Raw genomic sequence first — 11,672 nt, 5'->3', positions numbered from 1 at the left:
AGGGAATTCCCTGCCTTTTTTTCAGTTCTTAATCCAATTCACCAGAGGAATCCTTAGTTTTTTGATCGGAACTTCCGCAAATTCGAAAAACCCTCCCAGAAAACGCTCATGGTCGTCAGACTGCCAGAGATACTTCTGCAGGCGCTCCTGAAGCACCAGCTTCTGCTGCTCAGAATCAGCGCCATAATAATTTTCTACTGTTTCAAAATAATGGAGGGGAAACAACAGACGGGCATAGTATAACCGCCATGAAAAAGAGGATAATCCTCCTACACTTTGATATTCCGATAGAAATTGGCGGAGTTCCGGCTGATACGTCTTGATATTTCGGAAGTATTTTTCCCTTGTCCACTCAGCTAAATCTCTGGATGAGTGATCAAATACCCAGTCAAATGGATTTTTCATATAATAACTGTCACCCCAAGTGCCAGATGTCAGTCTAACATGACATACGGTTCCGCTGTCTGCCATTCCGGGTTCATCGTCGAGCTCTGTATCCACAAGATACTGTATTGAGTTTTCAGCCAGCCCCATATAGTATGGAAAGGACTCTAAAAACATTCTTTCAAAATCATTTTCGGGTTTTTGGAAAAGCATCTCATTCCATACCTTTTCCATTTGATCAAGCCGCTGTTCCCAAAGCTGTTTCCATTGCCCGATTCTGCTCGTTTTTTTCACAGGAAAAGAAATGCTCCTGCCTCTGTAGTGAAACTTTGCCAGCTTTCGTCCAAACTGATTCTGCTTCCTGCTCATGGTATGCCGATTAACTAAAATGCAAAAACGGCTATCATTCCAGTCAATGGACTGCTTGCCTTCCTTCGTTTTCAAAAAAGTGCTTATATTTCTATCTCCGTTATTGGACAGGTGTTCTGCCATTCGGTCCAGTTCATCAAGCTCTTCTTCATCTGTATGCCCCGCAGGCACAAGCAAATAAAGTTGCCCCTGCTTCCGGCATGCGTCATATTTTCCGATTCTGATTGTATCTTCTGCTTCTATGCCAAATTGTTCTTTCAAAAGCTTTCTAAACATTAAACCACCTCATTTTAAAAAGATCCTTAAGGGATATATATGATTGAAGACTTTAAAACTTGTTGTTTTCTTGGATAAGACTGTGTACCATGGAAATGATATAGAAAATGAATTTTTTCCGTTTGAGCGGCAGTGGGCATATTTGATAAAAAAAGGGTATATACATAGTGAAAAGAATCTAAAAATGAACTGCACAGGCCCTTTAAAGGCCTGATGTACTTACCGCAATCATTTATTAACAGAAAAGGTGAAGCCAATGAATGAAGAAAAAAAAGCAGTTAACCTTACAGAGCAGACAGCACGTAAATGGCTACATGAAAGAGGGGTTGAAATACAGGATATAGCTGATTTGGTGTTCTTCCTCCAGGAGAAATATCACCCCGATTTGCAGATGAAGGATTGCATTCATAATGTTGAGCGTGTCTTATCAAAAAGAGAAGTGCAAAATGCCATTTTGACAGGAATTCAGCTTGATATGCTGGCCGAGGAAAAGAAACTCCTGGAGCCGCTGCAATCGATTATCGCTACAGATGAAGGACTATACGGTGCGGATGAAGTATTGGCCTTATCCATTGTAAACGTATATGGTTCCATCGGATTTACCAATTTCGGTTATATCGATAAATTGAAGCCGGGCATTCTAAAGGATCTGAACGATAAGAGTTCAGGCAGATGCCATACCTTCCTTGATGATATCGTAGGAGCTATTGCTGCAGCCGCTTCGAGCAGACTTGCACATAGTGCTGAAAATGTTGAATAGAAAAAGGATGGAGACTTTTCTCCATCCTTTTTCTATTTGAAGTCCCAATCTGTTAATGATTCGAGTACAAAGTCCGGCTGTCTCTCATAGCCCTTCAATAATTCTTTCGTTGTTACCCCTGTATGGACAAGCAGGGTATCCATACCGGCATTCATTCCTGCTAAGATATCCGTATCATAGTTATCTCCAACCATCAGCGTTTCTTCCTTGGCAGTTCCCAGCACCTTCAAAGCCTGCTCCATAATAATTGATTCCGGCTTGCCAATAAAAACAGGCTGTGTTTGTGTCGATACAGTGATGACAGAGGTTAGTGACCCATTGCCAGGCAGAAGGCCTCTTTCTGTCGGAATGGCAATGTCTCCGTTTGTGGAAATGAAGGTTGCCCCATTCCGGACAGCCAGACAGGCAATGGACAGCTTTTCATAGTTAATTGAGCGGTCAATCCCCACCACAACGAAGTCTGCATGCTCCTCTCCAAAGCTTAGCCCTTTTTCAGACAGCGCTTCCCGTATTCCTTCTTCTCCGATCACATATACAGAAGCATCTTTTTGCTGTTCATATATGTAGCTGGCAGTGGCCATGCTCGTTGTAAATACCTGTCTCTCTTCAGCCGGAATGCCAAACTTCACAAGCTTATCCGCCACCTGGCCTGGTGTTCTTGAAGAATTATTTGTCACAAACAAATAAGGCAGACCCAGTTCCTGAAGCCTTTTGACAAAGTCGGCAGCCTCATTAATCAACTCTGTCCCGCGATACATAGTGCCATCTAAATCGATTAAGTAACCTTTATATTTTTTCAAAGTTCTTCCTCCCCTTATGATCTGAGCTTTGATTAGTATCCCTATATTTATTGCTTTTTAACTTGGCTTTCGCCCATAAAAGATATCATAAAGGAACAGGGTGAATTGTGCAATTTTTCACGATTGCAGATGACGCAGTATTTCCCGGAACAAAAGCGCAAGCGCCTTGCTCACGAATGAACGCAGACTAAGAACGCCACGTCCTGTGGCAACGTCTGCATGACCCCCATCCTGGGGGACTCAAGCACAAGACGAGCTGCACGGAAAGGTGTCCTTTACCTTTCTGGGCAGATTGCCCGAAATGTGGAGGCGACTGCTTAGGGACGACAGGCATAAGACGGTTCCTGTAAGAAGGTGTATTCCCTTCTGGAAGGAAACGGCTTATGATCCCGAGTCCCTAGGAGCCGAAACAAGACAAGCTTGTGACCTCGAGGGGGTAGGCGCTGGAGCTAGACGTAGATAAACTTATGCACAAAGTTATAAACAAGCGGCGATTTTATAGTTTTCTAAACATCAAAAAAAAAACTCCTTAAACAGGAGCCTCGCTTAATCTTGCTTTATTATATAATGACAGCACCCGTCACCCGCAGCCATACAGGATTTGACATCAACCTTATCAGCAGAAAGGAAATCCTTAATAAATTCCTTTTCAGATCTGCAGATTTGTTTAAATTCTTCTGCTGTTTTGATATATGGGCAATTGAATTCTTTGAGATGGACCTGACCTTCCTCTAAACGAACTTCCGGCATAAAGCCTTCAAGCAGAAGAAGTTCCTCCAAGATTTGAAGCTTTTCAGAGAATGACTTCCCCGCTGTCTGAAACTCATACTGCTGTATGAGGCGGCTTTTTCTCCTGGAAAACAACTCAGTAATTAAATGGCCCTGCCCCATGCTTTTTAATTCTTTTAATAATTCAACACTTAGCTGCTTGTATTTTTTTGGAAACAAATCTTCTCCTTTTGCTGTTAGCTGATAAAGCTTTGAAGGGCGCCCTTTTGTCTGCCTCTGGATTGCAGATGTAATAAATCCGTCCTTTTCAAGGGACTGAACATGCTTTCTGACGGCCATTTCGGATATTTTCAGCTCCTGGGCCATTTCCAGTATGGATCGTTTTCCCGCTGTTTTGATTAACCTCAGAATCATATCTCTTGTGGAGTTTTCTCCAATATGCATGCTATTCACCGCCCTTCTCTTTATTCAAGACTAATCTGCCCTGGAGAAAAAGATCGGATTTCTCCGATCCTTATTGAGGTTTAAATGCAGAAACCGGTCCGAGTTCATTGATCAGATACTCTCTGACCCGGCCTGGAAACTCTTTAATCATGGGGATATGGCTGCTAATCGCTGCTTTCAGACCCTCGTGATTGACATCTGTGTAGTTTTGGACGAGCATTTTACGATATGTAATGAATTGTTTAAAGCTCTCGCTCATTTCCTTGCTGATTACTTTTTCATCGTCAAGAATATCCACGATATCATCGTAGCTGCCTGGATCCCTCATGATAAAACCGTCAATCATCGTATTTCCGGTATCAAGGATTGCTTCGATCATAATTTGGGCAATCCGTTCCAATGCTGCCTTTTCTATAGGGGATGTCCACTCTTTCACTTCTTCAAAAAGGGAGATTTGCTGTTCCAGATAACTGAGTGTGTCTTCAATCTTTTCCCTGTCTACGAAATACATAACGCTTCGTTCCTCCTATGAAGATTTCAGGCTCCTGGTTTAAGCATTCGCCCTGCACCCGTTTCATCAACAGCCACCCGAAATCCTAAAGTTCTCTATACCTTTATATTGTATATAAAGTTTTCAATACCTTCAATGGGGATCACATTGAGTTATTTCAGCTCCGGGGGGATAAACCTTAAAAGGACATGCTATAATCGGTATATAAAACAACTAAGGAGTGTTATATTTGGCAGAACGCTTTTTCTTATATGATGATCTTGAAGATACAAAAACCAGATTTGTCAGCTTTATGGGGGAAAACCAGAGATTCGACTTAGCTATCGTTCGTTCTGATCGCTATTACGGCAAACAATTGGTCCTTGATATCCAGGGAAGCCGCTTTGCCATCATTGGAGAAGATGACTTAAAGGAAGAAGGCTATCTTGAGCATGTATTTCAGCTTTCCGAGGAAGATGCAGAGGACCTTAAATCATTTCTGATGGAAATCGTTTAATATACGATAATAAACAGATACTAAAGGGGAACCTATTTTGTGGGTTCTTCTTTTTTCTTCTTTAAAGACCCTGCTTCATATAACTTCCTAAGGAGTGATGGCATGGACGATAAAGAAAGACGCACATACACCGATTTCTCAAATGTGGAAACCCAAAGGAATTTCCTGATTCCCGAGGACTTGCCTGAAGGGGCATATGGCGCTCCGAGAAATGCGGATGAACCGGTAGAGAATAAAAGCACCCCTTGGCAGGAGGGCCAGCGCTATTACAGTGCCTTTAACTATGAGTTCAAGTCCCTTCACCAAAACTTGCCGCGGCAAATGCCAGGTGCGCACCCTCCGCATGACGACCTTGATAAAAACGAAGAGCCGCCATACACAGAGACTTAAGCAAAGCGCATGCGCACTTGAATTTTAAATAAAAGGGCCGGGTTTCCCCTGCCCTTTTTAGCTTTTAACTTTTTTCACAACAAAATAGGCACAGCCAAAATTACAGAATTCGTAAAGGTATTCGGTAAGTGTGCTGATTTTTGTATCAAATGAAGCTTTCTGGCTCTGATCATCGAAAAAACCGCGGAGACGAAGCTGTCCATATCCCCAGTCCCCGACAATATAGTCATATCTGGATAAAATTTCGCTATATCTGGCCCGGAATGCCTCCTCATTGAAACCATCCCGTTCTTCCTGGATCAATTCATAACTGATATTGTTAATGCTAACCAATTTTTTCACCTCATTATAAGAGCATATGTAACAGTATTATATTGGAAATAACATGATATGAAAACAAACCAATAACTTGTCCTATTTAAATTATAACTGATTCCCCATCAATTACTAAGAGAAAAAAATATAACCGTGGCAATTCTATAAATGAGGAGGTGTTTATAGTGAAAAAATCACTAATCATTCTCGGCATTAGCAGCATGGCTGCACTGACTGCCTGCCAAAATAATGCCGCAAAAGAGGATATCTATGAAGAAACCGGTCATACAATAAATGTAAATGACCAGCGTGCTGAATTATACAATAGGAATATGGGCAACGGCCGGAATGGCAGAAACAATATCGGTGAAGACTTCGGATATGTACGCCATCAAAAAAGCCCAATTATGGGAGACAACGTTTCAGCGGACCACTATGCTGCCATTGACCGTGAACAGGTTGCAGATATTATCGGGAAATATTGCACAGAAGTTCCGAATGTGGACGACATTTCAACTCTTGTGACAGATGAAGAAGTCCTGATTGTATATAATACTGACACAAAAAACAGAAATCAGACAGCTGATCAGGTCAAGAAGATGGCTATGTCTGTTGTCCCAAGATGGTATCATGTCTATGTAAGTGACGATACATCATTAAGGAAAAATGTTGAAAACTATGCAACAGTGGATTCTGATGGACGTAATGCTGAAAATGGCATTAACCAGTTAATCAAACAAATGCTTAAATCTCCTCAAGGAGAAAAAATGAGTGAAAGTGAAAATGAAAACGGTGAAATGCAAGGCGAAAGAAATGATGACATGGATAAAGATGACCTTGGAGAAGCCGTTAAAAAAGCAGGGAATCGTTAACCCTTTGAGGGAGACTCTTCCTGTATTGCAAAAAAGAGAGTCCAGCGATGGCGCTGGACTCTTTTTACTTTATGCTTGCTGAATTTCCTTTTCTCCCATAATCTGCTTTTGTTTAGCTGCCGCATTTACCTGTTCATCAGCATGGTAGGAAGATCGGACAAGAGGACCTGCTTCACAATGGCTGAATCCTTTGCTCATTGCAATGTCCTTCAGCTCCTGGAATTCTTCAGGTGAATAATACTTCAGCACTTTAATATGTTTCTTGGATGGCTGCAGATACTGCCCTATTGTCATAATGTCTACATCATGAGCACGCAGGTCATCCATTACCGCAATGATTTCCTCTTTGGTTTCGCCAAGCCCGATCATCAGGCTGGATTTTGTAGGGATATCCGGCTGCATTTCTTTTGCACGCTTTAAAAATTCAAGAGAGCGCTTATATTTCGCACGTGCTCTTACTCTTGGAGTCAGGCGCTCAACAGTTTCGATGTTATGATTGAGTATATCGGGACGGGCATCCATAAGTGTTTTCAGGTTTTCATAAACACCGCCCATGTCGGAAGGCAATACTTCAATGGTAGTGAATGGACTTTTTCTTCTAATGGCACGTACTGTTTCTGCGAAAACAGCAGCACCTCCGTCCTTTAGATCATCTCTTGCAACGGCTGTTACTACAGCATGCTTTAAGTTCATAAGAGCCACAGAATCAGCCACGCGTTCCGGTTCCTGTAGATCCAATTCAGTCGGCAGGCCCGTTTTGACTGCACAGAAACGGCAGGCACGCGTACAAACATCGCCAAGAATCATAAATGTAGCCGTTCTTCTTACTGCCCAGCATTCATGGATATTGGGACACTTAGCTTCTTCACATACAGTGTGCAGGTTCTTTTCCCTCATCATTTTTTTTAGGCCAGTATAATTTTCATTTGTGTTCAACTTTATTTTCAGCCATTCCGGCTTGCGCAAATACTCTTCTTTCTTGCTCATTTTCCCACTCCTTAGTCTGAAGCTAGACGTAAAGAAAAGCGCAAGCGCCCTTGTCCGCCCCTGAGGAAACTTCGAGGGGGTTATGCTGCTTGAGCTAGACAGTTTTCTGACTTCAGAATTTATACTTTCCTGCCCATTAAAAAAGCCAGTCATAAAACAAATCCGACTAAGCTGATTAGGCTTCACCTGATGCCACTTTATCATAATGAAATGAAGAGGACAAGCCGAAGATTCTGGTATTACCATTAATTGATATTTATTAAATTATCCATTCATCACAAACTATATAAGCAGACCATCACAGAAGGGAGGATTTCCGTGCGGATTATATTTACCGCTGCTGCAGCCTTATCGTTTTTTCTGATTTCCTTATGTACAGTCAGTGCCGAAGAAAATGCAGCTGATATATATACACAAAGAATGGCCTTATATAAAAGAGTTGAAGCGGTTACGAACATTCCCTGGTATTACCTTGCGGGGATTGATCAGTATGAAAGGAATGTCCGGCAGTCAAGAAGGGATATTCCCAAAGCTGAAGGCATTACAGGAATCTATTTCAAACCTGAAGAATGGGCGGGGATTTTGAATCCAAATCCATCTGATGAAAACCCTGCATCCATACAATTTTTCGATGGAATAGGATTTGACGGGGACGGGGACGGTAAAGCCAGCTTGAAAAGTGATGAAGATGTTCTTCATTCCTTTGCAAATTTCCTTCTCTCCTATGGTACAGACCATGATAATTTAAAAATTGGATTGTGGAATTATTATAAGCGGGATAAAGCTGTAGGCATTATCATCGGCAAAGCCCAAATTTACAAACAGTTCGGCCGCCTTGATCTCGATGATCACGCCTTCCCTGTCCCTTTGAGGAGCAATTACAGCTATAGAAATACCTGGGGTGACGCAAGGGGCTGGGGCGGGAGACGGATTCATGAGGGAACCGATATTTTCGCTGATTACGGGGTACCCGTCCGGGCTACTTCCTACGGAATAGTGGAAATGAAGGGCTGGAACAAATATGGAGGATGGAGAATTGGCATCCGTGACATTAATAACAATTACCATTATTTTGCCCACTTAAGCGGGTTTGCAAAGGAGCTAAGAGTCGGTCAAATCGTTGAACCCGGCATGATGATAGGCGGAGTAGGAAGCTCCGGATATGGGCCTCCGGGTACATCAGGCAAATTCCCGCCACATCTTCATTATGGCATCTACAAAGACAACGGCTATACTGAATGGTCCTACGATCCATATCCACACTTAAGATTATGGGAAAGACAAGATAGGATAAAAGCCAGAAGAAAATAAATAAAGGACTGCCCATTAGCCAGGCAGTCCTTCATAAGTTATTTAGCTTTTTTTGCTTTGGACACAGCATTTATGATACTTGCTGCAAGGCCGCCCCAGATAATGAGCATCCCAACCACCATCATTGTAATTGCACTTCCAGACATTATTGAGATACCTCCTTATCAGCTGGTATTCTAAGCTTAGACTGTGTATCATTCTTTTTAATAGCCATAAACACAAATCCTAAGATAATGGCTCCTATTGCTACTCCCCAGCCGGAATAAAGAAGGAAGCTGGTAGGGTACCCTTCATAATTCTCTTTAATATTTGTAATAATGTTTTGAATCATCATATAGCCAAGCACGATTGGTGTAATAGCTGTCAAGCATATCTTCCACCAGGAACCCAGTCTAATATCAGATACAGCATCTGCATGATTCTGAAGATTCTTGAGCTCTTTAAGCACCCATCCTACAATAACTACCTGTACCAGTCCTGCTAGCGCAACACCAAATTGGTTGATGAAGTAGTCCGCTGCATCCAGGAAGTATAGACCGCCCTGAGTCGCAAAGAGGATGGAAATAACAGCAGATAAACCGCCGCCTACAAGAACAGCTTTGTTACGTGAAACATTAAACTTATCCTGTACTCCGGCAACAAACGTTTCAACAATTGAGATTAACGATGTTAAACCGGCCAGTGTTAAACAGATAAAGAAGAAAGAACCGAATAAGCCATTTAAAGCAGGGAATTCGTTAATGATCTGCGGGAATACAACGAATGCCAATCCTACACCTGATGATACAACCTCATTAATGCCTACACCCTGCTGTGCAGCCATGAATCCAAGTGCAGCAAAAACACCGATACCAGCAAGAAGTTCAAAACCGGAGTTTGCAAAGCCGGTAATGAAAGCACTGTTTGTCAAATCCGTTTTCTTTGGAAGGTAGCTTGAATAGGTTACCATGATGGCAAATCCAATTGATAAGCTAAAGAAGATCTGGCCGTAGGCCGCTACCCAGACTTTAGGGTCCGCTATCATTTCCCAGTTTGGCTTAAAGAAAGCATCCAAACCAGCAATAGCTCCATCAAGAGTCAATGCGCGAACAACGATAATTAAGAATAAAACTACAAGAACTGGAATAAAGATTTTGTTCGCGATTTCGATACCTTTTTTAATTCCCTTGAACAGGATTCCAAGTGTCACAGCCCAGACAATAACTAACGGTATGAAGACTCCCGGTACAATTCCGCCTACATCTCCTGGTGTTTCTGCAAGCTTTAAATATTCTCCAAATAGGAATCCGTTTGGATCGTCTCCCCATTTAAGATTAAACGAGAAGCCTGCGAATGACATTGCCCATGCGATGATAACTGCATAATATGTTGAAATGACAAATGAAATGGCGACCTGCCACCAGCCCAGCCATTCGTATTTTTTACTTAATCTTGCGTAAGACAATGGTGCTGATCCGCGGAACTTATGGCCAATTGTAAATTCCATAATCAAAAGCGGTATACCTGCTGTCAGCAAGGCAAACAAATATGGAAAAAAGAATGCTCCCCCTCCATTTTCATAAGCAACTGCCGGGAAACGCCAAATGTTTCCTAGACCAATTGCAGAACCCACAGCTGCCATAATAAACCCAGCTCTGGATCCCCACTGCGGACGATTATCCATAGTAAATCCTACCCCCTGTAGATATCCCCAATTAAAAAGAACAATGGGAACTTTTTATATTTTCAGATAATTAAATCTAACTAAGCCTAGTATAGCTAGTTTTTGATATTCTGTCAAAACATTATTTTCCTAATAGTAATATTTTTCGAAATAATTAGTTTTAGCACAATACCAGAGTAAAGCGTCTAAGAAAATTAATATATTCCTATTTTAATTTCCATTTGGATTCCACCCGGTCAGGAGTTATCTTAACAAAACTGACCAAGTTATTCCTGTCCTCACCTCCTTTGTAAAATTTATTCCTAAAACTTAAAAACTTTCGCAGTTTATTCAGATAATTCTAAATACACAACCATGGATGTCAAAATTAACCTCGTTTGGTCTCGGTGGCCTCGGGAATATAACCAATGTGCTTAAAAATTTCCAAATATAGAATGAAAATCATAAGGAGGTTTTTACAAATGGATACCAATATTATCGGAGTTTATAATTCACAAAGGGAAGCGGTAAATGCCGTTCAAGAACTGCAAAATGAGGGATACCCTGTTCAGGAGCTTTCGATCATTGCGCAGTCAGAACATCTGGATACATCTCTTGAAGATAAAACCGGTGTTCATACAGAAACCTTCGAGACTAAGAATAGAGACAGCAGTGAAAGTGCAGGCTTCTTAAACAGTCTGGCATCCTGGTTTGATGATGACCGCATGAGCAGCAACTCTGCAGGTGAAAAGTTCAGAGAACTGGGCATGTCAGATGATGATGCCCGCAAGTATGAAACGTATGTGAACGAGGGGAAAATCATTTTATACAGTGAAAGAATTGATACTTCAACTGGCTTTGCCAATGCAGGAACTGCTGAAGCCAAAGAGCACAGCACTTACACTGACGGATATGATGAGCTAAGAAATTCAGCTGCAGATGATGAGCAATCATTAAAACTGCGGGAAGAACAGCTCGATGTGTCGAAGGAACGTGTACAAGCCGGAGAAGTTGAGATCCAAAAGGACGTAGTTGAAGAACAAAAAACAATAAATGTACCTGTCGAGCATGAAGAAGTATATGTAGAAAGAAGAAAAGTGGATGATCCGGATGGCGCCGGCGTCTCACCAATATCGGACGATGAAACAATCAGGATTCCTATTACAGAAGAGCGTGTGGAAGTCTCCAAAAAGCCCGTGGTCACCGAAGAGATTGTCGTAGGCAAACGGGAAGTTCAGGAAACACAGCAGGTCAAGGAAAATCTCAAGAAAGAAGAAGTGCATTTTGAGGGAGGGCATGAACACATTACAGAAGATGAAGACTTAAATAGAAAAAATAATAACCTATAAAATTAAAAGGGTTCCCTCCAGGGGAACCTTTTCATTT

General features: G+C 41.8%; 13 protein-coding genes and 1 pseudogene. 6 read left to right on the top strand and 8 right to left on the bottom strand.

Annotated elements, in window-relative coordinates; translation table 11 throughout:
- Positions 1-21: 21 nt before the first annotated feature.
- Entirely contained in the window at positions 22-1,029 is a 1,008-nt protein-coding gene (gene yutH / locus ACTHRG_RS07845) for a spore coat putative kinase YutH (RefSeq protein ID WP_440230961.1), read from the bottom strand.
- A gap of 256 nt (positions 1,030-1,285) precedes the next feature.
- Here yutH and ACTHRG_RS07840 point away from each other — a divergent pair, with 256 nt between their 5' ends.
- Entirely contained in the window at positions 1,286-1,789 is a 504-nt protein-coding gene (locus tag ACTHRG_RS07840) for a phosphatidylglycerophosphatase A family protein (RefSeq protein ID WP_035331967.1), read from the top strand.
- 32 nt (positions 1,790-1,821) lie between these two features.
- On the opposite strand, the gene ACTHRG_RS07835 is transcribed toward ACTHRG_RS07840, so the two are convergent.
- From ACTHRG_RS07835 to ACTHRG_RS07825, 3 genes are all read right to left on the bottom strand, one after another.
- Positions 1,822-2,589, bottom strand: a complete 768-nt coding sequence (locus ACTHRG_RS07835; RefSeq protein ID WP_440230960.1) for a TIGR01457 family HAD-type hydrolase — start codon at positions 2,587-2,589, stop codon at positions 1,822-1,824.
- A 546-nt stretch (positions 2,590-3,135) separates the two neighbouring features.
- Positions 3,136-3,762: a helix-turn-helix transcriptional regulator gene (locus ACTHRG_RS07830; protein WP_440230959.1), complete on the bottom strand. Its 627-nt coding sequence runs from the start codon at positions 3,760-3,762 to the stop codon at positions 3,136-3,138.
- Positions 3,763-3,832: 70 nt separating this feature from the next.
- Entirely contained in the window at positions 3,833-4,273 is a 441-nt protein-coding gene (locus ACTHRG_RS07825; protein WP_076258790.1) for a DUF86 domain-containing protein, read from the bottom strand.
- A gap of 229 nt (positions 4,274-4,502) precedes the next feature.
- On the opposite strand from ACTHRG_RS07825, the gene ACTHRG_RS07820 reads away from it, so the two are divergent.
- Both ACTHRG_RS07820 and ACTHRG_RS07815 read left to right on the top strand, forming a co-directional pair.
- Positions 4,503-4,769 (top strand): DUF3055 domain-containing protein, encoded by a 267-nt coding sequence (locus ACTHRG_RS07820; protein ID WP_035331963.1) that lies wholly within the window; start codon positions 4,503-4,505, stop codon positions 4,767-4,769.
- Between the two features lie 102 nt (positions 4,770-4,871).
- Positions 4,872-5,159, top strand: a complete 288-nt coding sequence (locus ACTHRG_RS07815; protein ID WP_076259004.1) for a cytosolic protein — start codon at positions 4,872-4,874, stop codon at positions 5,157-5,159.
- Positions 5,160-5,216: 57 nt separating this feature from the next.
- Here ACTHRG_RS07815 and ACTHRG_RS07810 read toward each other — a convergent pair whose 3' ends face one another.
- Positions 5,217-5,492, bottom strand: coding sequence for a YutD family protein (locus tag ACTHRG_RS07810; protein ID WP_048011987.1), 276 nt, complete (start codon positions 5,490-5,492; stop codon positions 5,217-5,219).
- 167 nt (positions 5,493-5,659) lie between these two features.
- On the opposite strand from ACTHRG_RS07810, the gene ACTHRG_RS07805 reads away from it, so the two are divergent.
- The gene (locus ACTHRG_RS07805) at positions 5,660-6,346 is read left to right on the top strand and encodes a YhcN/YlaJ family sporulation lipoprotein (RefSeq protein ID WP_076258793.1); all 687 of its coding nucleotides are present in this window, start codon (positions 5,660-5,662) and stop codon (positions 6,344-6,346) included.
- Positions 6,347-6,415: 69 nt separating this feature from the next.
- On the opposite strand, the pseudogene lipA reads toward ACTHRG_RS07805, so the two are convergent.
- Positions 6,416-7,336, bottom strand: a pseudogene (gene lipA / locus ACTHRG_RS07800) (lipoyl synthase); the annotation flags it as partial.
- Between the two features lie 315 nt (positions 7,337-7,651).
- On the opposite strand from lipA, the gene ACTHRG_RS07795 reads away from it, so the two are divergent.
- Positions 7,652-8,644: a M23 family metallopeptidase gene (locus tag ACTHRG_RS07795; protein WP_076258795.1), complete on the top strand. Its 993-nt coding sequence runs from the start codon at positions 7,652-7,654 to the stop codon at positions 8,642-8,644.
- 38 nt (positions 8,645-8,682) lie between these two features.
- Here the strand turns inward: ACTHRG_RS07795 and ACTHRG_RS07790 are convergent, their stop codons facing one another.
- Together ACTHRG_RS07790 and ACTHRG_RS07785 are read right to left on the bottom strand one after the other, a co-directional pair.
- Complete coding sequence (locus ACTHRG_RS07790) at positions 8,683-8,790, bottom strand: methionine/alanine import family NSS transporter small subunit (RefSeq protein WP_076258797.1); 108 nt, start codon at positions 8,788-8,790, stop codon at positions 8,683-8,685.
- A complete protein-coding gene (locus ACTHRG_RS07785) occupies positions 8,790-10,307 on the bottom strand; it encodes a sodium-dependent transporter (RefSeq protein WP_076258799.1) in 1,518 nt (505 codons plus the stop codon). The genes ACTHRG_RS07790 and ACTHRG_RS07785 overlap by 1 nt, the downstream gene beginning before the upstream one ends.
- A gap of 461 nt (positions 10,308-10,768) precedes the next feature.
- On the opposite strand from ACTHRG_RS07785, the gene ACTHRG_RS07780 reads away from it, so the two are divergent.
- A complete protein-coding gene (locus ACTHRG_RS07780) occupies positions 10,769-11,635 on the top strand; it encodes a YsnF/AvaK domain-containing protein (protein WP_076258801.1) in 867 nt (288 codons plus the stop codon).
- Positions 11,636-11,672 lie beyond the last annotated feature (37 nt).

This window comes from Cytobacillus sp. SAFR-174 (genome assembly GCF_051964675.1).
Taxonomy (GTDB): domain Bacteria; phylum Bacillota; class Bacilli; order Bacillales; family Cytobacillaceae; genus Cytobacillus.
This window is presented reverse-complemented; position numbering and strand designations above follow the sequence as displayed.

Excerpts from the sequence above, each read along its gene's own strand:
- ACTHRG_RS07840 (WP_035331967.1), top strand. The coding sequence starts at position 1,286 with ATGAATGAAGAAAAAAAAGCAGTTAACCTTACAGAGCAGACAGCACGT.
- ACTHRG_RS07790 (WP_076258797.1), bottom strand. The coding sequence starts at position 8,790 with ATGTCTGGAAGTGCAATTACAATGATGGTGGTTGGGATGCTCATTATC.
- ACTHRG_RS07815 (WP_076259004.1), top strand. The coding sequence starts at position 4,872 with ATGGACGATAAAGAAAGACGCACATACACCGATTTCTCAAATGTGGAA.
- ACTHRG_RS07785 (WP_076258799.1), bottom strand. The coding sequence starts at position 10,307 with ATGGATAATCGTCCGCAGTGGGGATCCAGAGCTGGGTTTATTATGGCA.
- yutH (WP_440230961.1), bottom strand. The coding sequence starts at position 1,029 with ATGTTTAGAAAGCTTTTGAAAGAACAATTTGGCATAGAAGCAGAAGAT.
- ACTHRG_RS07830 (WP_440230959.1), bottom strand. The coding sequence starts at position 3,762 with ATGCATATTGGAGAAAACTCCACAAGAGATATGATTCTGAGGTTAATC.
- ACTHRG_RS07780 (WP_076258801.1), top strand. The coding sequence starts at position 10,769 with ATGGATACCAATATTATCGGAGTTTATAATTCACAAAGGGAAGCGGTA.
- ACTHRG_RS07825 (WP_076258790.1), bottom strand. The coding sequence starts at position 4,273 with ATGTATTTCGTAGACAGGGAAAAGATTGAAGACACACTCAGTTATCTG.